This is a genomic window from Donghicola tyrosinivorans (assembly GCF_003003355.1).
GTDB lineage: Bacteria > Pseudomonadota > Alphaproteobacteria > Rhodobacterales > Rhodobacteraceae > Donghicola > Donghicola tyrosinivorans.
Window position 1 is genome coordinate 12,919 of sequence record NZ_PVTQ01000011.1, and the last position, 23,015, is coordinate 35,933.

Below are 23,015 nucleotides of genomic sequence, written 5' to 3' on the forward strand. Positions count from 1 at the left end.
ATGCACCAAGTTATACGGGGCTTCCTTCAATGGAGGCCCCGTTTTCGTTTTCCACCGGCAACGCTGGCGCAGGTTCTGCCTTTTGCCCGTCGGTGAACTTGAAGGCCCGCCGCCCGCCAAAGCGGCCCAGTTTGCCAATCCCGACCTTTTCGCCGTTGCTGATGCGCAGTTGCGCACGCTCCAACGCCTCCATCGGGATGGTCAGTTCGTCCCCGACCGACAACGCCTCAACCCGCTGCAAGGGCATCCGGTATTCTTCAAGGACAACCTGCAAGGATACCTGCGCCGCGCTGACATTCTCGGACAAAGCCGCGCGCCATTCAGCAGGGTCCATGACCTCTGACGCCTCATCAGGCATGGGCGGCGGCATGATCAGGCGGACCTTTCCCGAGTGATCTGCCCCAAGCTTCAATTCGCTCCAGTATTCGTCCAGCGCCCCTTCCGGCATCACCCGCGCGAAATGGGCCGGTGCCAGCAACGCCCCGAAGCGCAGACGTTCAAAGCCCTGATCCGCCTCGGCCATGTCATCCAGCACCCGATTGACCAGCGGCTCTAGCAAAGCCGCATCCGTGGCTGTCGGCATTCGCGGCGCAACCGAAGCCGCTGTCAGCATCCCGAAGGTCAGCAATTGCACCATGCCCGCGCTAAGAAGCGGTGGCACCAACAACGCCCCCGTCCGCCCGTCGGCCGCGTCCAGCAGCAAGATCAGCGTGCCCGCCTCAAGATTATCGGGGATCAAACGTGCGGCCACCTGCCCCCGCCCCGAGGCCATCACCCGCACCGGATGATCAAGCCCCGCGCCAAAGGCCACCTCACAGCTACGGGCGAACCGCTGCTGCGGTTCGGGTCGCCCGCCATTCGCCATTGATCTCAGAATCGAGTCGCCCATTCGGCCCCCTGTGATCCAAATCTTCTGACAGGGCTAAGGCACCAAGGTTATCAAAGGGTTTCTACGCGCCTATTGCGCCGCCATTTCCAGTGCATCAGGCAGGGTTACGCGGAAAGACGCGCCACCCTGTCCAGGCAAATAGGCAATTTGCCCACCAAGACGCAGCATGATCTCTCGGCAGATGGCCAGCCCAAGGCCCGCGCCTCCCGCCGCCTGATCACTGCCCACGCGCGAGAATTTCTCGAAGATCACCTCTTGCGAGGCTTTAGGGATGCCGCTGCCATTGTCGGTGAAATCGACCACCAACTGGCCTTCGACCTCGCGGACCGAGATCGTCAGAACCGGACTCTTTGCATCACAGTATTTCTGCGCGTTGGAGATCAGGTTGATGAACACCTGCGCCAATCGATCCAGATCGGAAAAAAGACGCACATCCTCACGGGCGCCAGAGCGGCGAATGCGCATCGGATTATTCTCGGCCCCTGCCGCCGCCATCGCCTGATCCAGAACCGAGGCAATCGTGCCACCACGCATATTCAAACTGACCTGCCCGTTTTCAAGCACGCTCAGGTCCAGAAGATCATCCAGAAGACGGGTCAGACGGATCGCCTCATCATGGATAATGCCCGCGTATTTTTCCTGAGCTTTCAACTCTAACGTCCCGCCATCCCTCAGAATTTCTGAAAATGCACGGATCGAGGTCATGGGCGTTCGAAGTTCATGACTGATCTGGCTGAGAAAGGCGTCTTTCTGATGGGAAATCTGCGTCAGCTTTTCGTTGGCGGCCCGCAACTGGCGGGTGGTGTGGACCAACTCGGCAGATTTGGCCTCAAGCTGGTTCGAGTATTCCATGATCTGAGCGGTTTCATCGGCCACGGCCATCAGGTCCTCAACCGTGACGCTGGCGCGGCCCATGATCTGACCGATCATCGCGTGAGCTGTCGCAGCACCAACCGAGCCCGCCATTTCCCGTTCCAGCCGTTGCAGAAACTCGGGGCTGATCTGGGGCAGATAGCCGGTGATACCCTGACTTGCGGCCTCGGACCGGAACAGGGCCTGCGCATCGGCGGGGCCCAAGATACGCTGCGCCATCACCAGCAGATCCTCGGCCTCAGCTGCGCCACGGGACCAGACGCCCGGTCGAGCCGAGTGGTCAAAGACGTTCACAAACTGCGCACCCTGAAGCCGTTCCAGCGGGGTCGGAAAGCTGACCAGCGAGGCGACCACAAAGAATAGAGCGTTCAGCGACATGCTCCAGACCAAAGCGTGGATCATCGGGTCCAACCCCGAAATCCCGAACAATGCCTGTGGCCGCAGCCAGACAAGACCCAGCGGACCGTGATCCAGCACGTCTTGGGTAAAGAAGACGTCAGGGCCGAAACTGGGCATGAACATGGTGTAACCCCAGATCACAAAGCCGGTCACCAGCCCTGCCAAAGCCCCCACACGCGTGGCCCCACGCCAGAAAATCCCGCCCAGAAGCGCGGGCAGCGTCTGCGCCACACCGGCAAAGCTGATCAGACCGATGGCGGCCAGCGCCTCGCCCCCGCCGGTGGCGTGAAAATAGAAATACCCCAGCGCCAGAACACCCATGATCGACAGGCGCCGCGACAAGAGAACCACGTGGCGCACGTCGCCCGCCACCATCGCACTAGCCCCTTGGCTGCTAAGCCAGATTGGCATGACGATATGGTTCGACACCATCGTCGACAGGGCAATCGCCGCCACGATCACCATCGAAGTGGCAGAAGAAAACCCGCCCAGAAAGCTGAGCATCGCCAGCGCATCCTGCCCCTGCGACAGGGGCAAGGTCAGAACGAAAAGATCAGGGTTCGCGCCTGCGGGCATCAATTCTAGCCCCACCACGGCGATGGGAACTACAAAGAGGCTCATCGCCATCAGATAGGCGGGAAAGGCCCAACTGGCGGTTGCGAGGTGGCGTTCATCCTCATTCTCGACCACCAGCACCTGAAACATGCGCGGCAGGGTCAACAGTGCGGCAGCAGACAGGAACATCAGTCCCGCCCAACGCCCGCTAGAGACCTGCCAGACCGCAATCTCGGACTGGCTGATCATCTCCATCACCGGCCCGACGCCGCCCGCGATGCCCCAAACGACAAAGAGGCCAACGGCGACCAGAGCCAGCAGCTTGACCACGGCCTCAACGGCAATGGCCATCACCACCCCGTCGTGCCGTTCATTCGCATCCAGATTGCGGGTGCCGAACAGCACCGTGAAGAGGGCCAAACCTGCGGCCAGCCAAAGGGCCGTGGCGTTATGGCCCGCGCTGGTGCGCGCCTCGCCGGCGAAAGCCTCAAGCGCTAGTGTCACTGATTGAAGTTGCAAGGCGATGTAGGGCGTGGTGCCCACCACCGCGATCACCGTCACCACAACGGCCAGCGAGTTCGACTTGCCAAAACGGGACGAAATCAGGTCCGCAATCGACGTGACGCGCTGGCTTCGGCCAATCCGCACCAGTTTGCGCAGGCCCCACCACCAGCCGATCATTACGATTGATGGTCCAAGGTAGATGGTCAGATACTCAAGCCCCGACCGCGCCGCATAGCCCACCGCACCGTAGAAGGTCCATGCGGTACAGTAGATCGACAATGACAGGGTATAGATCAGCGGGCTTTGCAGCCACTTCGCGTGGCCCCGAGCCGCCGCGTGATCAGCCAAAAATGCGACGACAAACAGGAACAAGACATAGGCCAGCGAAACCGCGACCAGAACGTTTAACATGCCCATCAGCGGCGCGTCCGATCTGTCCGGCCAGGCATGTCACGAAGGCGGCGCGATAGGAAATACGCCCCGACGACTAAAACCAGCCAAACCGAAAAAAGGTAAATAATAGCGAAGGTTGTCGGGACATCCTCACGCCCCACCCACAACAGAGGAAAGCAGAACAAAAAGGCCGTGATCACTGGGGCAACCCGTGCGGCATCCATCAGACGCCGCCTGCGGTAGCTTTCTCTTTCCAGAAACAACGGGTGATCGGCTTTTCTCATGGCTCAATCGCCTGCCTCATGATGCCGCCTTTTGCCCCTCGACCAGCGAGCGGACAATATCAAGCACCTCCGCATTCGAGAACGGCTTAGTCATGAAACAGGACGCCCCCAGACGTTTGGCCATCTCACGGTCCTTGGTCTGGCCGCGGGCGGTCAGCATCAGTACCGGTAGATCAATCGTCTCGGGCTGGTTCCGCAAATCTCCCAAAATGTCGAAACCGCTGCGCCCCGGCAGCATGACATCCAGAATCACCAGATCCGGATTGCGTTCTTTCACACGGTCCACGGCGTCACGACCGTTGGCGTGGGTGTCCACATCCCAACCGTCGCGCGACAAAATAAAACTGATCGCTTCGATGATGTTTGGCTCATCCTCGATCAGCAATACGCGTTTTCCCATGCCATCACCCCTCCCCTTGGCTTGGCACTATAGTCCAAAGACTATCGCAAGAAGCATGATCAAAAGTCAAAACCCCTCTGCCAAAATTGAAGGTTCACGCCGCGCATCGCAGCGTTCCTTGGGGCAGATTCGACAACTCACCCCCACAGATTCGGACGAATCGGCAGGCTCCTGATCCACGGGAAGAATCAGCATGGCTGATTCAAAGCGCATCGGCTTACCGAATTCCAGCGCTCCGGTCGGTTGCGCGATGGCATAAGTTTCGAATGAGCCACTTCCGCGCCCGCTTTGGGCAACCACCTCAAAAAGCGGCATCATCGGTTGACTGAGGGCACGGAAAAGGCTCCACAAAGGACAGGCCGCGCCGAAACGGGGCATCGGAAAGCCTTCCAGTGGCTTACGCTGGATCAATGTCCCAGAGGCATCACAAGACACAAAGCCGATGGACCCATAACCCGCCTCCTCCGGCAGGGCCGCAAGCCGCCGGAACAGCCGTGCCATATCCACGCCAAGACGACTGGCCAGCAATGAGGGCTGCATCCCCACATCATGCAGGGCCTGCTTCAGCCGCCCCATGGGCAAGGCCCGAACATCTTCGACGTAGCGTTCCAAGAACGCCTGCGCCAAGGCTTTGGACGAGGCCGAGGCAAGATGGGTGTCCCCTGCCAGAACCTCGGCAATCACATCCTCTTCGGCCTCGGGATCCTCAAGTTCAGGGAAATGGTATTTGTTCAGGGTCAGAAAGGCCTCAACCTCTTCCTGAGGCGAGGTCACACTTGCATCGATGTCATCCACCCCATCCAGATAAGAAGCCAGCGCCCGCGATGCCTCGGTCAAACGCTGACTGTCTTCGTTAATGTTCCGATGGAAACGCCCCCGCCATTCCGGCTCCAGCCCCGGCGTATCCACAAGAATGGTCGAGGTTGACCGGATCGCCGTCACAGCGGTCAGCATGTCGTGCAGGGCCGCCGACAAAAACGGGTCGTGGGTCAAACGGTCGGTCAGAACCTCAACTGTTCGTTCCAACGTGGCCACGCGCCGCTGCTTTTCAACGATCAGCTCGGCCCAACCCGGAAAGCGGCCCGCGAATTCATCAGCACGATCCAGTTCGGCCCGCTTGCCGCCCTCTGCTGCGGCTTCGCGCAAACGGGCGACCATATGCGCCTCTGCCCCTTCGGATAGGGCTGCGGGTTCCACATCCAGCGCAATCGCAATATCACGCAACAGTTTGCCAGCGATTCTCCGGCGATTGTGCTCAATAAGGTTAAGGTAACTGGCAGAAATACCTACTGTCCGGGCAAGATCTGCCTGTCTCAGCGCTAACATATTTCGGCGCTCTCGGATGCGGCTTCCGGTCAGGGCACTGCGTGACATGCGATTTCCTTTTGCATTCAAGGCTTTTCTGCAGTTGCGAGAAAAATAATTTACTACGTATACCACCGTATTGTGTAGGTATTTACAAATTTTTCCTTAAAGACAACGTGGTTGTTGCGAAATTTTACAACTCGGAGCGATACTGAATTTGCACGAAAGTGTCGCTTTACCCGGGGAAGAGGAGCCCTGGCCGAAGCAATCGCAAAAATTTGGGAGGAACACATGTCCAAGACGGATGTGACACGCCGCGGCGTGCTGAAGACCGGTGCAGTCGCCGGTACTGGCCTACTGCTGCCGACGTATCTACGCGCAGCTAGCCACGAAGGTTTTACCAACGCACCCACCGGTGACACCGTAACTCTGGGTTTCAACGTACCCCAGACCGGCCCCTACGCGGATGAAGGTGCAGACGAGCTGCGCGCATTCGAACTGGCGGTCGAGCACCTGAACGGTGGCGGCGACGGCGGCATGCTGCAAACCTTCAGCTCCAAGGCTCTGGAAGGCAACGGCATCATGGGTAAGAAGGTCCAGTATGTGACCGGTGATACCCAGACCAAGTCGGACGCAGCCCGCGCATCGGCAAAGTCGATGATCGAAAAAGACGGCGCGATCATGATTTCGGGCGGCTCGTCCTCGGGCGTGGCTGTGGCTGTGCAGGGTCTGTGTCAGGAAGCTGGCGTGATCTTCATGGCGGGTCTGACCCACTCGAACGACACCACCGGCAAGGACAAGAAGGCAAACGGTTTCCGTCACTTCTTCAACGCCTACATGTCGGCAGCGGCTCTGGCCCCCGTTCTGAACAAGCTGTACGGCTCGGACCGTCGCGCTTACCACCTGACCGCCGACTACACCTGGGGCTGGACCCAGCAGGAGTCGATCCAGGCAGCAACCGAAGCAATGGGTTGGCAGACTGTGAACAACGTTCTGACCCCGCTGGCAGCGACCGACTTCTCGTCGTATATCGCGCCGGTTCTGAACTCGGGTGCAGACGTTCTGGTTCTGAACCACTACGGCGGCAACATGATCAACTCGCTGACTGCTGCTGTTCAGTTCGGCCTGCGTGAAAAGCAGGTAAACGGCAAGAACTTCGAAATCGTTGTTCCGCTGTACTCGGAGCTGATGGCGAAGGGTGCTGGTGCCAACATCAAGGGCATCGTCGGTTCGCAGAACTGGGACTGGAAACTTGAGAACCAGATGGGCGCTCGCTACAGCGGCACCAACGCGTTCGTTAAGTCGTTCGGTGAGAAATACGGCTTCCCGCCGAGCCAGGCTGCACAGACCTGCTACGCACAGACCATCCTGTACGCAGACGCAGTTGCACGTGCCGGTTCGTTCAACCCCTGCGCCGTTGCAGAAGCTCTGGAAGGCTTCGAATTCGACGGTCTGGGCAACGGTCCCACCAGCTACCGCAAAGACGACCACCAGTGCTTCAAAGACGTTCTGGTTGTGCGCGGTGCTGAGAACCCTGCAAACGAATACGAACTGGTCGAAATCGTCGAGGTCACCCCGACCGAGCAGGTTTCGTACGACCCCGAGCACCCGATGTTCGCGGGTGGCGCCCTGGGTACCTGTAACCCCGGCGCATAATCGCCCCCTACAATCGGTCCGGCCAGCCTACGCGCTGGCCGGTTGATCAGCCGGTCCGAGATACCTCTCGGACCGGTCTAGCATCCTATTGAAAAGACGGTCGGAACCATGGACGCGATCCTACTGCAAATCCTGAACGGGCTCGACAAGGGCTCTGCCTACGCGCTGATCGCGCTTGGGCTTACACTGATCTTCGGCACACTTGGCGTTGTGAACTTTGCTCACGGCGCCCTGTTCATGATCGGCGCATTCTGCGCGGTCACCGTGCAGCGAATCCTCAACCTCAGCTTTGAAACCATTGACCCCAGCAAGACGGACTTTCTAGGCAACCCGCTGAAAGTACAATCGCCCTATGTGGTCGAATGGTTCGGCGCAGACTTCGGCAACGCCATCATTGACTGGTCGGTTCCGATTGCGATCCTGTTCGCGATCCCGATCATGATCTTTGTCGGCTTTGCGATGGAGCGCGGGCTGATCAAGCACTTCTACAAGCGTCCCCATGCGGACCAGATCCTTGTGACCTTCGGCCTTGCGATCGTTCTGCAGGAAATCGTCAAGTACTTCTACGGCGCGAACCCCATCCCCACCGGTGCCCCCGAGGCATTCCGTGGCAGCTTTGATTTCGGCGTTCTGCTGGGTTTTGATCCCAACGCGATCATCTACCCCTACTGGCGTCTGATCTACTTCAGCTTTGCGGCTGTGATCATCGGCGGCGTGTTTGCCTTCCTGCAATTCACCACCTTCGGCATGGTCGTCCGCGCCGGTATGGCCGACCGCGAGACCGTGGGCCTGCTGGGGATCGACATCGACAAGCGCTTTACCTTCATGTTCGGCCTTGCTGCCGCCGTGGCTGGTCTGGCCGGTGTGATGTACGCCCCCATCAACAGCCCGAACTACCACATGGGCATGGACTTCCTTGTGCTGTCCTTCGTTGTGGTGGTTGTCGGCGGCATGGGCAGCCTTCCGGGCGCCGTTGCTGCGGGCTTCCTGCTGGGTGTTCTGGAAAGCTTTGCATCGATGAACGAGATCAAGTCGATCATCCCCGGCATCGACCAGATCATCATCTACGTGGTCGCAATCATCATTCTGCTGACCCGCCCCCGTGGCCTGATGGGCCGCAAAGGCGTGATGGAGGAATAATTCATGTTCGGACTGAACAAAAAGGACGCCAGCCTTCTTCTGGTGGTCGCGGTGCTGACCATGTTCGCACCCTTCATCCTGAACCCCTTCCCCACTGACAGCGGTCTGGCGCAGTTCAACGCGGGCTATCCCGACCTGATGCAGCGCTTTGTGATCTTCGGCATCTTTGCTGTGGGCTTTAACATCCTGTTCGGCCTGACCGGCTATCTGTCCTTCGGTCACGCAGCGTTTCTGGGTGTGGGTTCGTACTCGGCCGTATGGATGTTCAAGCTGCTCAGCATGAACGTGATCCCCGCGATCATCCTGTCGGTTATCGTCTCGGGCCTGTTCGCCCTGTTGATCGGCTTTGTGTCGCTGCGTCGCTCGGGGATTTACTTCTCGATCCTGACGCTGGCCTTCGCACAGATGTCGTTCAACCTGGCCTACTCGGTTCTGACGCCTATCACCAACGGTGAAACCGGCCTGCAGCTGACCCTGGACGACCCGCGCATTCTGGGCGAATCCGTCACGGCTGACGGCTCGATCCCGGTGACCAACCTCTTCGGTATGGAAATGCGTTCGGCCTTCAACCTTGAAATCGGTGCATGGGACTTCCAGTTCTCGGTCGGCTACTACCTCTGTGCCGTCATCATGCTGCTGACCTTCTACCTGGCGATCCGTATCTTCCGCTCGCCCTTCGGCCTGATGCTGCGCGCCGTGAAGTGTAACCAGAACCGGATGCGCTACACCGGCCTGAACACCCGTCCCTACACTCTGGCGGCGTTCGTGATCTCGGGCATGTATGCGGGTCTTGCTGGCGGCCTGATGGCCTCGATGGACCCCCTTGCAGGCGCAGAGCGTATGCAGTGGACCGCATCGGGCGAAGTTGTTCTGATGACCATCCTTGGCGGCGCAGGCACTCTGATCGGCCCCGTTCTTGGCGCAGGCTTCATCAAGTACTTCGAAAACATCTTCTCGAAGATCAACGACAACGTTCTGCACCAGTGGTTCAGCTTCATGCCCGACGGGATCGAGGACTTCGTCGTCTTCATCATCCATCCCTTCATCGGTAAAGGCTGGCACCTGACCCTCGGCATCCTGTTCATGCTGGTGGTGATCTACCTGCCCGGCGGCCTTGTCGAAGGTGGTCAGCGTCTGATGAGCCTGTTCAAGAAGGACAAGGCAGATGACGACGGCAGCCACGCCCCCACCAAGCACCCCGCAGAATAAGGAGAGCAACCAATGGGTATTCTCGAAGTCAAAGGGGTTGGGAAACGCTTCGGCGGTCTGCAAGCCCTCGGTGATGTGAACCTCAGCGTTCAGGAAAACACCGTCCACGCAATTATCGGCCCGAACGGGGCCGGTAAATCCACCCTGCTCAACTGCCTTGTGGGCAAGCTGATCCCCGACACCGGCAGCGTCATGTTCGACGGCCAGTCGGTTCTGGGACGTAGCCCCCACGAGATCAACCAGATGGGCATCAGCCGCGTGTTCCAGACGCCCGAGATTTTCACCGATCTCACGGTTCTGGAAAACGTGATGATCCCCTGCTTTGCCCGCCGTGACGGCTCGTTCCGCATGCACGCCTTAGGCGCTGTCAGCAACGAGCGTGACATGCTGGAAAAAGCAGAGAAAATGCTGTCCGACGTGAACATGCTGGAAAAGGCCCACCTGCACGCAGGCAGCCTGTCGCGCGGTGATAAACGCCGTCTGGAAATGGCCATGTGCCTTGTTCAGGAACCGCGCCTTCTGCTGCTGGACGAACCCACAGCCGGTATGGCCCGCGCCGACACCAACAACACCATCGATCTTCTCAAAGAGATCAAAACCAAGCGCGACATCACCATGTGTATCATCGAACACGATATGCATGTGGTCTTCAGTCTCGCCGATCGCATCACCGTTCTGGCTCAGGGCACCCCGCTGGTCGAGGACACCCCCCAGAACATCAAAGGTCATCCGAAGGTGCGCGAAGCCTACCTCGGCGAAGCCCACGTGGATTAAGGAGAAAACCAGATGAACGTCAGACCCGATTTCTCCAAGAACTCCAACCACGCAGAGACGGCACCCGCCTTTCTGTCGGTCTGGGACATGCACGCCTACTACGGCGAAAGCTACATCGTCCAAGGCGTCAACTTTAACGTCCACGAAGGCGAAATCCTCGCCCTTCTGGGCCGCAACGGTGCCGGCAAGACCTCAACCCTGCGCGCCATCGCCCGCACGGGCAGCCCGCAGGTTACCCACGGCGAGATCTGGCTGGACCACCAGCCCCTGCACAACATGAGCAGCCATCAGGCCGCCGCTGCAGGTCTGGGTCTTGTCCCCGAAGACCGCCGTATCATCCCCGGCCTCACGGTTGAAGAAAACCTGCAACTGGCGCAAATCGCGCCCCCCGTCGGCTGGTCGATTGAACGTCTCTATGACCTCTTCCCCCGCCTCGGCGAGCGTCGCAAACAAGAGGGCGTGACCCTCTCGGGCGGCGAACAGCAGATGCTGGCGATTGCCCGTGCCCTGGCCCGTGACATCAAGGTCCTGCTCCTCGATGAACCCTATGAGGGCCTTGCCCCCGTCATCGTGGACGAGATTGAAAAGACCCTGATGCACATCAAGGAACAGGGCATCACCACAGTGATCGTGGAACAGAACGCCGTACGCGTGCTCCAGATTGCCGACCGCGCAATCATCCTCGACACCGGCACCATCGTTTATGACGGTTCCGCCGCCGAGGTTCTGGCAAACGCCGAACTGCGCGCCGAATATCTGGCGATCTAAAGAAAATTCTCTCCCAAGACGATCAGAGCCCCCTCGTGGGGCTCTTTTCACATGCCCCTCTTTCATCTTGGCAAAAATACCTCGGGGGAGCAGCGCAGCTGCGGGGGCAGCGCCCCCTACCCGCCAAACGCCTGCGCCATCGCAGCCAGCTTGCGCACTGTATTCAGGTTCCGCATGGTCCCCATCGCAGCCTCAGGCAGAACCAGCTTTGAACGGCCCATGCCTGACGGATAAAACACAAAGGCCTCGCGCCCACTGGGCAGAACCTCTTCATCGGCCTGCCCGCGCAAACTCTCAAAGCCACTTTCAGGCACAACATCCTCATAGAACATCACCCCCACTTGCGCGCCGCCCCGATCCCCGAACGGCGTGCTCTGCGCCAGCGTGGCCATCTCCTCCGCAGACCGTACCAGCACAGACACTGCCACTCCTATACGCGCCAGCAACATGGCTTCCAGCCCCTCCGCCACGGCGTCCCCGGACAAATCCGACCGCAGCACCAGATTGCCGCTGGCGATATAGGTCTGCACCGCACCAAAGCCTGCCTCAGTGCACCAGTCCCGCAAATCCGCCATCGCCAACCGCCCGTGGCCACCCACATTCACCGCCCGCAACAGCCCGACAAAAACAGTCATACGACCCCCATGGTTTTTACAATCACTCGCGCGAGCCCTTAATTGCTTTACAAAAACATCCCCAGACGCCAAAGAACAGCAATTATGAGAAAGCCCAAGTCACGTACCCGTATCCAGCAAAAAAATATTCAGGCCATCCTTGATGCAGCGCTGGAGGTTTTCTCGCAATTTGGATTCCGCGGCTCGACCCTTGACCAGATCGCGACCCAAGCAGGGCTTTCAAAACCGAACCTGCTTTATTACTTCCCCTCGAAGGAAGCGATCCACGCGGAACTTCTGGAAGAGCTGCTGGAGAACTGGCTGGCGCCCCTGCACGAAATCACCGCTGACGGTGATCCCATCGAAGAGATCATGGGCTATGTGCATCGCAAGTTACAAATGAGTCGAGATTTCCCCCGTGAAAGCCGCCTCTTTGCCAATGAAATCCTACAAGGTGCGCCCCGCATCATGGAGGCGATCACCGGCGATCTCAAAACGCTCGTGGATGAAAAGGTCGTGATCATCCGCCAATGGAGCGCCGAGGGCCGCATCGCCGAGACCGATCCCTATCACCTGATCTTCTCGATCTGGGCACTGACCCAGCATTACGCGGATTTCGACGTGCAGGTTCGTGCGATCCTACCGGACCAGCGTGACGACCAGATCTACGCCCAAGCCGATGATTATCTGACCAAACTGTTCACCAGATTGCTGACCGCATAAGGCGCATCGGGCGTTTTTCCGCATATTTCTGCGCAGACCACCCGCCCGATTGCCGTCATACGCCCATCTTCCGCGCAACAGGCTTTCATACAGGCCCCGCTTCGCGCAACGATCTAACGCTGCATCTGCACAGTTTCGCAAATCCCCATCAAAACTCTCGTATTGAGGTTGACCACAGGGCATCAGACGCTTTTCACCAGTGCAAGCCTCGCGTATAAGCGCCCAAAATTCGACATGTGCCCTTGGATGGAAGGGCAACAAAAACCCTATCGAGGACGGCATGACAAAACATTCCCATGACGCGGACGTAGCCTTTATCCAGGCGCTGGCAGAATTGCTGCGGGAAAATGACCTGACCGAACTGCAGGTCAAACGTGAATATGGCGAAGACGACAGTCTGGATGTCCGCGTATCGCGCGCGGCCCCTGCCGCAGCGCCGGTCCACTATGCCGCCGCTCCCGCACCTGTTGCTGCTGCGCCTGCCGCCGCGCCCGTCGCCGCTGCGCCGGAAGCTGCCTCGGACAACCCCGCCGACCACCCCGGCGCGATCAAGTCGCCGATGGTTGGTACCGTCTACCTGCAGCCCGAACCCGGCGCGCCGTCGTTCATCTCCGTTGGCGCTCAGGTCAAAGAGGGTGACACCATCCTCATCATCGAAGCGATGAAGACCATGAACCACATCCCCGCCCCCAAATCGGGCACCGTCAAGCGCATCCTCGTCGAGGACGGCTCGGCAGTGGAATACGGCGCACCGCTCGCGATTATCGAGTGAGGCTGACCCATGTTCGATAAAATCCTGATCGCAAACCGGGGCGAGATCGCGCTGCGCGTCATCCGCGCCTGCCGCGAGATGGGCATTGCTTCGGTCGCGGTCCATTCGACCGCCGACGCCAATGCAATGCACGTGCGCATGGCCGATGAGGCCGTTTGCATCGGCCCCAACTCCAGCGCGGAAAGCTATTTGTCCTTCCCTGCGATCATCGCGGCTTGCGAAGTGACCGGCGCTCAGGCGATCCATCCGGGTTATGGCTTTCTGTCGGAAAACCAGAACTTTGTGCAGATCGTCGAAGATCACGGCATCACCTTCATCGGCCCTTCGGCCGCGCACATTAGCCAGATGGGCGACAAGATCACCGCGAAGGAAACCGCTGAAAAGCTGGGGATTCCGGTGGTGCCCGGTTCCGCCGGTGGCGTGCCCACCGTCGAAGATGCCAAGAAAGTCGCGAATGAGATGGGCTATCCCGTCATCATCAAGGCAACCGCCGGTGGCGGTGGTCGCGGCATGAAAGTGGCCAAGTCGGACACTGATATCGAAGTCGCTTTCCGCACCGCCCGTTCCGAGGCCAAAGCAGCCTTCGGCAATGACGAAGTCTACATCGAGAAATACCTGCAAAAGCCCCGTCACATCGAGGTTCAGGTGTTTGGCGACGGTCAGGGCAACGGCGTTCATCTGGGCGAGCGCGACTGCTCGCTTCAGCGCCGTCACCAGAAGGTTTTCGAAGAGGCCCCCGGCCCCTGCATCACCGAAGAAGAGCGCGCCCGCATCGGCGGTATCTGTGCCAACGCGATTGCCAAAATGGGCTACCGCGGCGCCGGTACCATTGAGTTCCTCTATGAGGACGGCGAATTCTACTTCATCGAGATGAATACCCGCCTTCAGGTGGAACATCCCGTGACGGAATCGATCTTTGGCGTGGACCTTGTCCGCGAACAGATCCGTGTGGCCGCAGGCATGCCCCTGTCGTTCACGCAGGACGATCTGAAGATCAACGGCCATTCGATCGAAGTGCGCATCAACGCCGAGCGTCTGCCCAACTTTGCACCCTGCCCCGGCACCATCACCCAGTATCACGCCCCCGGCGGTCTGGGTGTGCGCATGGATAGCGCGCTCTATCAGGGCTACACGATCCCGCCCTATTACGACAGTTTGATCGGCAAGCTGATCGTTCACGGCCGCGACCGGACCGAAGCACTGGCACGCCTGAAGCGGGCGCTGAGTGAGCTGATCATCGACGGCGTCGACACCACGCTGCCCCTCTTCCATGCCCTGCTGGCAGAGAAAGACGTGCAGACCGGCAACTACGACATCCACTGGCTGGAAAAGTGGCTGGCGGCGAACGGCGCATAAGCACCTACGCTATCAAAGAAATTTCAAGGGCAGGCCATCGGTCTGCCCTTGTGCGTTCTGACGGGCGGGATAGGATCGCGGAATGACGATCACACCGGAACTTTTGCTGAATGCCTACGCCTCGGGGGTCTTCCCCATGTCCGAGGGCCGCGACGATCCAGAGTTGTTCTGGGTTGATCCCAAGCGGCGAGGGATCTTTCCCTTGGCGCAGTTTCGCATCTCGCGCTCACTGGCGCGACGGATGCGTCGGCAGGAATTCCGACTGACCTTGAACGCTAATTTCACCGGTGTCGTCGAAGGCTGTGCCCATCGAGATGAAACATGGATCAACCACGAGATATTCGATCTCTACCACAAGCTTCATGAGATGGGTTTCGGCCACAGTATCGAGGTCTGGGACAAAGACGGCGATTTGGTCGGCGGCGTCTATGGCGTCACCCTTGGCCGTGCGTTCTTTGGGGAAAGCATGTTCTCGTACCGGACGGATGCGTCAAAGATCGCCCTCGCCTATCTGTGTGATCACCTACGGCGGACCGAGTTTGCCCTGTTCGACACCCAATTCCTGACGCCGCATCTGGCCAGCCTTGGCGCGATTGAAATCCCTCGTGCCCGCTATCGCGGGCTATTGGCGGATGCCTTGTCAGGAGTGGCCGATATTCACTCGGTCCCGCTAGAATCCGCACCCGAAGCAGTCTTGCAGCGCAGCACCCACACGTCGTAACGCGCGTGGTCCATCGGGTTCAGCGCGGGCGAGGATGCAACCATCCAGCCTTGAAACACGTCGGTTCCATCGTTTTCAGCAATCGAAAGGAAAGCAAAGGCGTCGCCCGCCGGATCGCCCTCGGGATAACGGCATTCGGCCATCCCGATCGTCACGCGCCCGAAGGTCACATAGCCGCCATTGTCGACCTCTAGGTCAGTGACATGGCCGGTCAGCTTGTCCAGACCGCGCAATACAGCGCCGGTGCCGGTTTCTGTCCGCTCTTGCAGCACCGCCCCTTGGGCCGTGCCCGCAATCAGAACCAACGCAAGGGCAGAACGGATCATTGATCAGCTCCGCCCGATACGAATTTCATCATCAAAGAGACCAGACTGATGGCGCTTTGGGTGTCTTCAATCTCGGCCCCTTCTTCAAAATTGAAGGGCGAGCCGCCGGGAACAATCTCGATGAACGAACCACCCAGCAACCCTTCCGAGGCCACAGTGATCGCGCTGTCATCGGGAATATCGATCCCCTTTTTGATCGTGACGGTCGCATCGGCGCGGAAAGTTTCGGGATTTAGATCCAGAGCCGTCACCGTACCGATTTTGACACCGGCCAAGCGCACATCGGTGCCAAGACCAATCCCCTCAGCCGAGCGGAAGCTTGCGGTCAACGGATAGCTATCCGCGGTGCCGATGGTCAGACCGGCAACCTGCCCTGCGTAAACCACAAAGCCAATCGCCATCGCCAGCACAATGCCACCGATGGCCACTTCGGTACGGTTTTCCGACATGATGGCTTATTCCGGACTCCAGGCCTCATAGTCCTGACGGGGCGCCGGCGTCGCATGACGGATCGAGCCCGCAGGAGCATAGGCCAGCGCGGTACCGGTCAGGTTTTCCTGATGGGGCTGTTCCCATGCCTTGTGGGTCAGGGGTTTATCACCGGGATGTTCGTCAAAGGTGTAGTGCAGCCAACCATGCCAGTCAGGGCTGACGCGGCTTGCTTCTGCTTCACCGTTGAAAATCACCCAGCGGCGTTTGCCATCTGCGGTCTGGTAAAAAACGTTGCCTTGCTCATCTTCGCCCACTTTCTGGCCGTTGCGACGGGTCCAGAGCATTGTGTTCAAAGTAGCGCCGTTCCACCAGGTGACGGCCTTCAGCAGCGAGTTCAGGATACCCATAGGTGCCTCCGATCTTGGTCATCTTCGTATGGACGAAGTACCGTAAAAGGTCCAGTCCCTTAGCTGTGAGCCAAGGCGGTTACTTCGATTTCGATGCGGTATTTATCGTCGATAAGACCGCATTCGATCATCGTCGCGGCGGGCGGGTTTTCCCCGAAAGTCTCAGCCAGAATGGGCCAGCAGGGTTCAAACTCGGCCCGATCCTGCAGATAGTAGTTCACCCGCACCACGTCGGCAAAGGTGCTGCCCGCCTTTTCAAGTGCGGCACCAATGACATCCAGCGCCGATTTGCACTGTTCCTGCACGGTATCGCCCTGCCCGACGGTGCCCGCCACATGGACAAAGCCCCCTGCGACCACCGCGCGGCAATAGCCGATTTTCTCTTCGAACACACCGCCAGATTTGATGCGCTTCATTTGTCTTACCTTCTGAAATCAGTGGGGCTTGCCTGCGCAGGCCCGATACGAAAAATGCCCGCCGGAACCGGCAGGCATTATGTTGTCTCGTGAAACGGGGCTTAGCCCGCGCTTGCGCCGCCTTTTTTGGCTTCGGAGTAAATCATCAGCGGTTTTGCCTCGGCTGCGGTGACAGCCTCTTCGTTGACGACCACTTCTTCGACCTCATCCATACCGGGCAGTTCGAACATGGTGTCCAGCAGGATGTCTTCCATGATCGAGCGCAGGCCGCGTGCACCGGTTTTGCGTGAAATTGCCTTTCGGGCAATCGCCAGCATCGCATCCTCGGTGAAGGTCAGCTTGGTATCTTCCAACTCGAATAGGCGCTGGTACTGCTTGACCAAAGCATTCTTGGGCTTGGTCAGGATGGTTACCAGTGCGTCTTCGTCCAGATCTTCCAGCGTCGCGATAACGGGCAGACGGCCAACGAATTCGGGGATCAGGCCGAATTTCAGCAGATCTTCAGGCTCCAGCTCTTTCAGCAGTTCGCCCACGCCCTTCTGGGTTTCGTCCCGTACATCGGCACCAAAGCCCATCGCGCTGCCTTTGCCGCGCTGCGCGATGATCTTGTCGATGCCCGCAAAGGCGCCGCCACAGATGAAGAGGATGTTCGTGGTGTCCACCTGCAGGAACTCCTGCTGGGGGTGCTTGCGTCCACCTTGCGGGGGAACGCTGGCCACAGTGCCTTCCATCAACTTCAGAAGAGCCTGCTGCACGCCCTCACCCGACACGTCGCGGGTGATCGAGGGGTTTTCAGACTTACGCGTGATCTTGTCGACTTCGTCGATGTAGACGATGCCGCGCTGCGCACGCTCAACATTATACTCAGAGGCCTGAAGCAGCTTGAGGATGATGTTTTCCACGTCCTCACCCACGTAACCGGCTTCGGTCAGGGTCGTGGCATCTGCCATCGTGAAGGGCACATCCAGAATGCGCGCCAGGGTCTGCGCCAGCAGGGTCTTACCGCAACCGGTGGGACCCAGCAGCAGGATGTTCGATTTCGAAAGTTCGATCTCGGACGCGCTCTGCGAATGGTTCAGACGCTTATAGTGGTTATGGACCGCCACAGACAAAACGCGTTTCGCCTGTGCCTGACCGATTACGTAGTCATCCAGAACCTCGCAAATTTCGCGCGGGGTGGGAACGCCGTCGGTAGACTTCAGCCCGCCGCCTTTGGTTTCTTCCCGGATGATATCCATGCATAGCTCGACACATTCATCACAGATGAAGACGGTCGGGCCGGCGATCAGCTTGCGCACTTCGTGCTGGCTCTTGCCGCAGAAGCTGCAATACAAGGTATTTTTGCTGTCGCCGTTGCTATTGTTCGCCATGTCTCGCCTTTCGGTCGTTCACGCAAAATGGCCGGTGCCAGCCTGCGCGTATGTGTTCGTACGACATGCTAGGGTGTTGTTCTGCCCTTCACAATGTCAAAAGTGCCGCGAAGTTAGGTTCCGCGGCACCTAATTTGGCTTACTTGTCTGCGTCGGGTTTGACGCGGTTTTCGACGATTTCGTCGATCAGGCCCCAAGCCTTGGCATCTTCAGCCGACATAAAGTTGTCACGCTCCAGCGCGGCTTCAACGGTATCGTAATCGTTGCCGGTGTGCTTCACGTAAATCTCGTTCAGGCGGCGCTTCAGCTTTTCGGTTTCACGGGCGTGGATCATGATATCCGTCGCCTGACCCTGATAGCCACCCGAGGGCTGGTGCACCATGACGCGGCTGTTGGGCAGCGAGAAGCGCATGCCTTTTTCGCCAGCGGTCAGCAGCAGCGAACCCATCGAGGCCGCCTGACCGATGACCAGCGTGCTGACCTTCGGTTTGATGTACTGCATGGTGTCGTAGATCGACAGGCCCGAGGTCACAACACCGCCGGGGCTGTTGATGTACATGCTGATCTCTTTCGAGGGGTTCTCGGCCTCAAGGTGCAGCAGCTGTGCGACGATCAGGCTGGACATGCCGTCATGGACGGGGCCGTTCAGAAAGATAATCCGCTCTTTCAGCAGGCGCGAGAAAATGTCGTAAGCACGTTCACCGCGGCTGGTCTGCTCAACCACCATGGGAACAAGGTTCATGTATGTTTCGATCGGATCGCGCATTGCCTGCCTCTGTCTGTCGTCGTCTCAAGCATTCAAAACCAAAATGCCTAAAAGAGTCTTAGTCTTGCACCAGACCCCCTGCAAGAGGTGTGCCTTTTTAAAAACGCGTCATTTGGCGCGATATTGATCGCTTTGTTTGCCGTACTATCCTTTTTCTCCGACTTAGATCACCGGAAGGGTATGAAATGATTGGGACTTTGCAACAAAATGCCGTGCCGGACAGAAATAACGCGTTGACTGTTTTGCAGGCTTTTCTGCCCAAGGCGGGTGAAAATTATGCACAATTGCGAAATTTTGATCGCGGGGCGGGGTTGGATAGCTGCACCGTCTCTACCCTGTCCCCTTTTATCCGTCGCCGCATTCTGACCGAGGAAGAGGTGTTGCGCGCGACCCTTGGCCTTCATTCCCCCCGCGCGGCAGGCAAATTCATCCAAGAGGTGTTCTGGCGCAGTTACTGGAAGGGCTGGCTGGAATTGCGCCCCACGGTCTGGCGCGACTATCGCCAAGAGGTCGACCGGCAACTGAACCGTATCCAGTCAGAGGGCGGTTTGCGGCAGATGTGGCAGGATGCCTGCGCGGGCGACACGGGAATCGCTTGTTTCGATGCTTGGGCGCGGGAGTTGGCACAGACCGGTTATCTGCATAATCATGCGCGGATGTGGTTCGCCTCGATCTGGGTCTTTACGCTGGGGCTGCCTTGGGCCTTGGGCGCTGATTTTTTCCTAAGGCATCTGCGCGATGGCGATCCGGCGTCCAACACGCTTAGTTGGCGATGGGTGGCGGGACTGCATACCCAAGGTAAACACTATGTGGCCAGCGCCCAGAATATCGCCAAATTTACCGAAGGACGGTTCTTCCCAAGTGGCCAGCTTGCGCAGGACCCTGCCCCTTTGCCGTGGCAAGCATCACCAGCCCCGCGCGTCTTGCCGCCGACTTTATCCGTTCAAACCGGTTTGCGCACGGGACTGCTGGTCCATGATGAGGACGTGGCATTAGACCAAGCCCTAAACGCCTGCCCCGAACCTGTGGCTGTCGGGCGCATGAATTCTGCTGCTAACCTAAGCCCGTTAATCGTCGCGCCGATGGTCACAAATTGGGCAGAAGGTGCGATCACCCATGCGCTTGCAGCCTACCCGCAGCTTGCGTCAGCAACCGCACTAATGCCCGATATAATCGCGGAATGGGCCAAATCCAAAGGGTTAGAGCAGATCGTCACCCCCTATGCCCCCACAGGCCCCGTGGCCGAGGCCTTTGCAGCCGCGCTGCCAACCTTAGAGGCCGCTGGCATCCGTCTGTGCCAGATACGCCGGACATACGATAGCCGCGCATGGCCCTTCGCCACGCACGGCTTTTTTAGGTTCAAAGACCAGATCCCCGCCCTATTGGCAGCACTGGACGGATCAGATCACTCGGCCGCCTGAGGCATCCGCGCCAGTTGGCACTGGGACCACAGGTCGGCCAACGCCTTGACCAGATGCTCGACATCCTTTGCGCTATGCACGGGGCTGGGAGTAATCCGCAAACGCTCGGTCCCTTTGGGAACGGTGGGATAGTTGATCGGCTGGATGTAGACACCGTGGGTCTTCATCAGCTGGTCCGAGATGAACTTGCATTTTACCGGATCGCCCACCATCACCGGAATGATGTGGCTGGGGTTCGGGATATGGGGAATGCCGATCTGGTCCAACTGCGCCCGCAACTCGGCCACGCGCTGCTGCTGCAACGCACGCTCGGTGCTGCTTTGCTTCAAGTGCTTGATCGAGGCCGCAGCCCCCGCAGCCACACTAGGCGGCAAAGCGGTGGTGAAGATAAAGCCGCTGGCGAAACTGCGCACAAAATCCACCATCTCGGCCGAGCCGGTGATGTAGCCGCCAACCACGCCGAAGGCTTTGCCAAGGGTGCCTTGGATGATGTCCACACGGTCCATCACCCCATCCCGCTCGGCGACGCCGCCGCCACGGGGACCATACATGCCAACCGCATGCACTTCGTCCAGATAGGTAATCGCGCCGTATTTCTCGGCCAGATCACAGATTTCGGCGATGGGGGCGATGTCGCCATCCATCGAATAGACCGATTCAAAGGCGATGATCTTGGGCTGACCCGCAGGAAGCGCCTGCAAATGCGCCTCTAGGTCGGCCAGATCGTTGTGCTTCCAGATCACCCGCTGCGCCCGCGAATGGCGCATGCCTTCGATCATCGAGGCATGATTCAGGGCATCCGACAGGATCACACAGTCAGGAATTTTGGCAGCCAGAGTGCCCAACGCCGCCCAGTTCGAGACATAGCCGCTGGTGAACAGCAGCGCCGCCTCTTTGCCGTGCAAATCAGCCAGTTCGGCCTCTAGCAGCACATGGTCATGGGTGGTGCCGGAAATATTGCGCGTGCCGCCTGCACCAGCGCCGCAACGGTCCAGCGCCTCATGCATGGCCTCCAGCACTTTGGGGTGCTGACCCATGCCAAGGTAATCATTGGAACACCAGATGGTTACAGGGCGCTCTTCAGTGCCGCTACGGTGCGTCGCCTGCGGGAAATTGCCCGTGTGTCGTTCCAGATCCGCAAAGTGGCGGTAGTTTCCTTGCGCACGCAAATCGTCCAGCGCGCCCTTGAAAAAGCTGTCGTAATCCATCGTCCCTCGTCTCTTAGGTGGGACGGCCCTTGCGGGGCCGTCCTGCCGCCTTGGGGCGGACGTGTTAGCCAAACATGTCTGCGGTGATACCGGCGTACCAGCCAACAGATTCCTCATAAGTTGCTTTGCGCAGCGCTGCATCCTCGCCGGTTGCGCTGATAAATCCATCGACTTTGGCGATTTTTTCATCAGTTGCTTCATAAGTCGCGCCGACCTTGATCCCGTCATCCGAGTCAATCAGCGACCAGCAGGTGTTCGAGAACTTGGCCGGGAACACTTTGGAGCCGGTCAAAGCACCGCGTACGGCCATTGCCGCCACTTTCGCCTGCGAGTTCGCCGAGAAGCCCGACTTCGGCATATCGCCCTGCGCACAAGCATCGCCAAGCACATGGATGTTCTCGTCAATCCGGCTTTGCATGGTGTGGCCGCTGACAGGCGCCCAGTTGCCGTCGGTGATGCTGGCCATCTCGCAGATACGGCCCGCTTTCATGGCGGGAATCACGTTGCAGACGTCAGCCTTGATCACCTCACCGTCCACATCAACGGTCATCTCATCCGCATTGACGCTGACCTTGTCACCGCCGAAGTCAGGACCGATGCGTTCGATCATACCGCTGTAGTGCTTGCCCCAACCTTCCTCGAACAGAGCCTGTTTCGAGAATTTGTCCTTGGGGTCCACGATGATGATCTTCGCGGTCGGGTTTGTCGCTTTCAGGGTGTGCGCCACCATGCTGATCCGCTCATAGGGGCCAGGGGGGCAGCGGTAGGGGTTCGGCGGTGCGACCATGACATAGGTGCCGCCTTCGGGCATCGCCTCGATCTGGGCGCGCAGCAGTTCGGTCTGGCTGCCCGCCTTATAGGCGTGGGGCATCTTGTTCTGGCTGGCCACCGACCAGCCGGGGACTGCGCCTTCGATGAAATCAATGCCGGGGCTCAGGATCAGACGGTCGTAAGAAACACTGCCGCCACCGGCCAGCGCCACAGTCTTGGCGTCGCGGTCAATGCCTACGGCCCAATCATGCACAACGTTGACCCCTTGCGAGGCAAGCGCACCGTAGGAATGGCCAAGGCTCTGCATCTCGCGGAAACCGCCAAGGTAGAGGTTCGAGAAGAAACAGGTGTAGTACTGACGACTGGGTTCGATCAACGTCACGTCGATCTCGCCTTTGCTGTCCTTAGCGATATAGCGGGCCGCGGTCGCACCGCCTGCCCCGCCGCCGACAACAACAACACGGGGCTTGCCCGATGCGCGAACCATGGGCGCGGCCATGGTGGCTGTTGCCACGCCGGTCGCGATAAAGGTGCGTCTGTTCAAAGTCATGGTCTTTCCTCCC

23 protein-coding genes are annotated in these 23,015 nt (G+C 59.0%); 10 read left to right on the top strand and 13 right to left on the bottom strand.

Going from position 1 to position 23,015, the window contains the following annotated elements; translation table 11 throughout:
- Positions 1-10: 10 nt before the first annotated feature.
- From CLV74_RS14810 to CLV74_RS14830, 4 genes are all read right to left on the bottom strand, one after another.
- Positions 11-889 carry a FliM/FliN family flagellar motor switch protein gene (locus tag CLV74_RS14810; protein WP_106266251.1) on the bottom strand — a complete coding sequence of 293 codons (879 nt, stop codon included), beginning with the start codon at positions 887-889 and terminating at the stop codon, positions 11-13.
- Positions 890-958: 69 nt separating this feature from the next.
- Complete coding sequence (locus tag CLV74_RS14815) at positions 959-3,637, bottom strand: ATP-binding protein (protein WP_106266253.1); 2,679 nt, start codon at positions 3,635-3,637, stop codon at positions 959-961.
- 276 nt (positions 3,638-3,913) lie between these two features.
- Positions 3,914-4,297, bottom strand: coding sequence for a response regulator transcription factor (locus tag CLV74_RS14825; protein ID WP_106266259.1), 384 nt, complete (start codon positions 4,295-4,297; stop codon positions 3,914-3,916).
- Positions 4,298-4,363: 66 nt separating this feature from the next.
- Positions 4,364-5,671, bottom strand: coding sequence for a helix-turn-helix domain-containing protein (locus tag CLV74_RS14830; protein WP_106266261.1), 1,308 nt, complete (start codon positions 5,669-5,671; stop codon positions 4,364-4,366).
- Positions 5,672-5,893: 222 nt separating this feature from the next.
- On the opposite strand from CLV74_RS14830, the gene CLV74_RS14835 reads away from it, so the two are divergent.
- The 5 genes from CLV74_RS14835 (at position 5,894) to CLV74_RS14855 (ending at position 11,149) form a co-directional block, all read left to right on the top strand.
- The gene (locus CLV74_RS14835) at positions 5,894-7,258 is read left to right on the top strand and encodes a substrate-binding protein (RefSeq protein ID WP_106266263.1); all 1,365 of its coding nucleotides are present in this window, start codon (positions 5,894-5,896) and stop codon (positions 7,256-7,258) included.
- A 108-nt stretch (positions 7,259-7,366) separates the two neighbouring features.
- Positions 7,367-8,398, top strand: coding sequence for a branched-chain amino acid ABC transporter permease (locus CLV74_RS14840; RefSeq protein ID WP_106266266.1), 1,032 nt, complete (start codon positions 7,367-7,369; stop codon positions 8,396-8,398).
- Positions 8,399-8,401: 3 nt separating this feature from the next.
- Positions 8,402-9,607, top strand: a complete 1,206-nt coding sequence (locus CLV74_RS14845) for a branched-chain amino acid ABC transporter permease (protein WP_106266268.1) — start codon at positions 8,402-8,404, stop codon at positions 9,605-9,607.
- A 12-nt stretch (positions 9,608-9,619) separates the two neighbouring features.
- Positions 9,620-10,381 carry an ABC transporter ATP-binding protein gene (locus CLV74_RS14850; protein ID WP_106266271.1) on the top strand — a complete coding sequence of 254 codons (762 nt, stop codon included), beginning with the start codon at positions 9,620-9,622 and terminating at the stop codon, positions 10,379-10,381.
- Positions 10,382-10,393: 12 nt separating this feature from the next.
- Positions 10,394-11,149, top strand: a complete 756-nt coding sequence (locus CLV74_RS14855) for an ABC transporter ATP-binding protein (RefSeq protein ID WP_106266273.1) — start codon at positions 10,394-10,396, stop codon at positions 11,147-11,149.
- A gap of 116 nt (positions 11,150-11,265) precedes the next feature.
- Here the strand turns inward: CLV74_RS14855 and CLV74_RS14860 are convergent, their stop codons facing one another.
- Positions 11,266-11,784: a DUF1697 domain-containing protein gene (locus CLV74_RS14860; protein WP_106266275.1), complete on the bottom strand. Its 519-nt coding sequence runs from the start codon at positions 11,782-11,784 to the stop codon at positions 11,266-11,268.
- A gap of 84 nt (positions 11,785-11,868) precedes the next feature.
- Between CLV74_RS14860 and CLV74_RS14865 the strand changes: the two genes are divergently transcribed.
- From CLV74_RS14865 to aat, 4 genes are all read left to right on the top strand, one after another.
- Positions 11,869-12,486: a TetR family transcriptional regulator C-terminal domain-containing protein gene (locus tag CLV74_RS14865; protein WP_106266277.1), complete on the top strand. Its 618-nt coding sequence runs from the start codon at positions 11,869-11,871 to the stop codon at positions 12,484-12,486.
- 280 nt (positions 12,487-12,766) lie between these two features.
- Positions 12,767-13,258 carry an acetyl-CoA carboxylase biotin carboxyl carrier protein gene (gene accB / locus CLV74_RS14870; protein WP_106266280.1) on the top strand — a complete coding sequence of 164 codons (492 nt, stop codon included), beginning with the start codon at positions 12,767-12,769 and terminating at the stop codon, positions 13,256-13,258.
- A gap of 9 nt (positions 13,259-13,267) precedes the next feature.
- Positions 13,268-14,614: an acetyl-CoA carboxylase biotin carboxylase subunit gene (gene accC, locus CLV74_RS14875; protein ID WP_106266282.1), complete on the top strand. Its 1,347-nt coding sequence runs from the start codon at positions 13,268-13,270 to the stop codon at positions 14,612-14,614.
- An 82-nt stretch (positions 14,615-14,696) separates the two neighbouring features.
- Positions 14,697-15,335, top strand: a complete 639-nt coding sequence (gene aat / locus CLV74_RS14880; protein WP_106266284.1) for a leucyl/phenylalanyl-tRNA--protein transferase — start codon at positions 14,697-14,699, stop codon at positions 15,333-15,335.
- Here the strand turns inward: aat and CLV74_RS14885 are convergent.
- The 6 genes from CLV74_RS14885 to CLV74_RS14910 all read right to left on the bottom strand — a co-directional run bounded on the left by CLV74_RS14885 (position 15,272) and on the right by CLV74_RS14910 (position 19,052).
- The gene (locus tag CLV74_RS14885; RefSeq protein ID WP_106266287.1) at positions 15,272-15,661 is read right to left on the bottom strand and encodes a DUF2155 domain-containing protein; all 390 of its coding nucleotides are present in this window, start codon (positions 15,659-15,661) and stop codon (positions 15,272-15,274) included. The genes aat and CLV74_RS14885 overlap by 64 nt on opposite strands.
- Positions 15,658-16,110, bottom strand: a complete 453-nt coding sequence (mlaD, locus tag CLV74_RS14890) for an outer membrane lipid asymmetry maintenance protein MlaD (RefSeq protein WP_106266289.1) — start codon at positions 16,108-16,110, stop codon at positions 15,658-15,660. The genes CLV74_RS14885 and mlaD overlap by 4 nt, the downstream gene beginning before the upstream one ends.
- A 6-nt stretch (positions 16,111-16,116) precedes the next feature.
- Positions 16,117-16,500: an NADH:ubiquinone oxidoreductase subunit NDUFA12 gene (locus tag CLV74_RS14895; RefSeq protein WP_106266291.1), complete on the bottom strand. Its 384-nt coding sequence runs from the start codon at positions 16,498-16,500 to the stop codon at positions 16,117-16,119.
- A 59-nt stretch (positions 16,501-16,559) separates the two neighbouring features.
- A complete protein-coding gene (locus tag CLV74_RS14900) occupies positions 16,560-16,916 on the bottom strand; it encodes a RidA family protein (RefSeq protein WP_106266293.1) in 357 nt (118 codons plus the stop codon).
- A 101-nt stretch (positions 16,917-17,017) separates the two neighbouring features.
- Positions 17,018-18,286: an ATP-dependent Clp protease ATP-binding subunit ClpX gene (gene clpX, locus CLV74_RS14905; RefSeq protein ID WP_106266296.1), complete on the bottom strand. Its 1,269-nt coding sequence runs from the start codon at positions 18,284-18,286 to the stop codon at positions 17,018-17,020.
- 139 nt (positions 18,287-18,425) lie between these two features.
- Entirely contained in the window at positions 18,426-19,052 is a 627-nt protein-coding gene (locus CLV74_RS14910) for an ATP-dependent Clp protease proteolytic subunit (RefSeq protein WP_106266299.1), read from the bottom strand.
- A 311-nt stretch (positions 19,053-19,363) separates the two neighbouring features.
- Here CLV74_RS14910 and CLV74_RS14915 point away from each other — a divergent pair, with 311 nt between their 5' ends.
- Positions 19,364-20,473, top strand: a complete 1,110-nt coding sequence (locus tag CLV74_RS14915) for an FAD-binding domain-containing protein (RefSeq protein ID WP_245888561.1) — start codon at positions 19,364-19,366, stop codon at positions 20,471-20,473.
- Here the strand turns inward: CLV74_RS14915 and hemA are convergent.
- A complete protein-coding gene (gene hemA / locus CLV74_RS14920) occupies positions 20,458-21,681 on the bottom strand; it encodes a 5-aminolevulinate synthase (RefSeq protein ID WP_106266303.1) in 1,224 nt (407 codons plus the stop codon). The two genes, CLV74_RS14915 and hemA, sit on opposite strands and share 16 nt — an antisense overlap.
- Before the next feature lie 64 nt (positions 21,682-21,745).
- Entirely contained in the window at positions 21,746-23,002 is a 1,257-nt protein-coding gene (locus CLV74_RS14925; RefSeq protein WP_106266305.1) for an NAD(P)/FAD-dependent oxidoreductase, read from the bottom strand.
- Between the last annotated feature and the right edge of the window lie 13 nt (positions 23,003-23,015).

Bases quoted from the DNA above. Each gene is read 5' to 3' on its own strand.
- CLV74_RS14810 (WP_106266251.1), bottom strand. From the start codon at position 889: ATGGGCGACTCGATTCTGAGATCAATGGCGAATGGCGGGCGACCCGAA.
- CLV74_RS14815 (WP_106266253.1), bottom strand. From the start codon at position 3,637: ATGGGCATGTTAAACGTTCTGGTCGCGGTTTCGCTGGCCTATGTCTTG.
- CLV74_RS14825 (WP_106266259.1), bottom strand. From the start codon at position 4,297: ATGGGAAAACGCGTATTGCTGATCGAGGATGAGCCAAACATCATCGAA.
- CLV74_RS14830 (WP_106266261.1), bottom strand. From the start codon at position 5,671: ATGTCACGCAGTGCCCTGACCGGAAGCCGCATCCGAGAGCGCCGAAAT.
- CLV74_RS14835 (WP_106266263.1), top strand. From the start codon at position 5,894: ATGTCCAAGACGGATGTGACACGCCGCGGCGTGCTGAAGACCGGTGCA.
- CLV74_RS14840 (WP_106266266.1), top strand. From the start codon at position 7,367: ATGGACGCGATCCTACTGCAAATCCTGAACGGGCTCGACAAGGGCTCT.
- CLV74_RS14845 (WP_106266268.1), top strand. From the start codon at position 8,402: ATGTTCGGACTGAACAAAAAGGACGCCAGCCTTCTTCTGGTGGTCGCG.
- CLV74_RS14850 (WP_106266271.1), top strand. From the start codon at position 9,620: ATGGGTATTCTCGAAGTCAAAGGGGTTGGGAAACGCTTCGGCGGTCTG.
- CLV74_RS14855 (WP_106266273.1), top strand. From the start codon at position 10,394: ATGAACGTCAGACCCGATTTCTCCAAGAACTCCAACCACGCAGAGACG.
- CLV74_RS14860 (WP_106266275.1), bottom strand. From the start codon at position 11,784: ATGACTGTTTTTGTCGGGCTGTTGCGGGCGGTGAATGTGGGTGGCCAC.
- CLV74_RS14865 (WP_106266277.1), top strand. From the start codon at position 11,869: ATGAGAAAGCCCAAGTCACGTACCCGTATCCAGCAAAAAAATATTCAG.
- accB (WP_106266280.1), top strand. From the start codon at position 12,767: ATGACAAAACATTCCCATGACGCGGACGTAGCCTTTATCCAGGCGCTG.
- accC (WP_106266282.1), top strand. From the start codon at position 13,268: ATGTTCGATAAAATCCTGATCGCAAACCGGGGCGAGATCGCGCTGCGC.
- aat (WP_106266284.1), top strand. From the start codon at position 14,697: ATGACGATCACACCGGAACTTTTGCTGAATGCCTACGCCTCGGGGGTC.
- CLV74_RS14885 (WP_106266287.1), bottom strand. From the start codon at position 15,661: ATGATCCGTTCTGCCCTTGCGTTGGTTCTGATTGCGGGCACGGCCCAA.
- mlaD (WP_106266289.1), bottom strand. From the start codon at position 16,110: ATGTCGGAAAACCGTACCGAAGTGGCCATCGGTGGCATTGTGCTGGCG.
- CLV74_RS14895 (WP_106266291.1), bottom strand. From the start codon at position 16,500: ATGGGTATCCTGAACTCGCTGCTGAAGGCCGTCACCTGGTGGAACGGC.
- CLV74_RS14900 (WP_106266293.1), bottom strand. From the start codon at position 16,916: ATGAAGCGCATCAAATCTGGCGGTGTGTTCGAAGAGAAAATCGGCTAT.
- clpX (WP_106266296.1), bottom strand. From the start codon at position 18,286: ATGGCGAACAATAGCAACGGCGACAGCAAAAATACCTTGTATTGCAGC.
- CLV74_RS14910 (WP_106266299.1), bottom strand. From the start codon at position 19,052: ATGCGCGATCCGATCGAAACATACATGAACCTTGTTCCCATGGTGGTT.
- hemA (WP_106266303.1), bottom strand. From the start codon at position 21,681: ATGGATTACGACAGCTTTTTCAAGGGCGCGCTGGACGATTTGCGTGCG.
- CLV74_RS14925 (WP_106266305.1), bottom strand. From the start codon at position 23,002: ATGACTTTGAACAGACGCACCTTTATCGCGACCGGCGTGGCAACAGCC.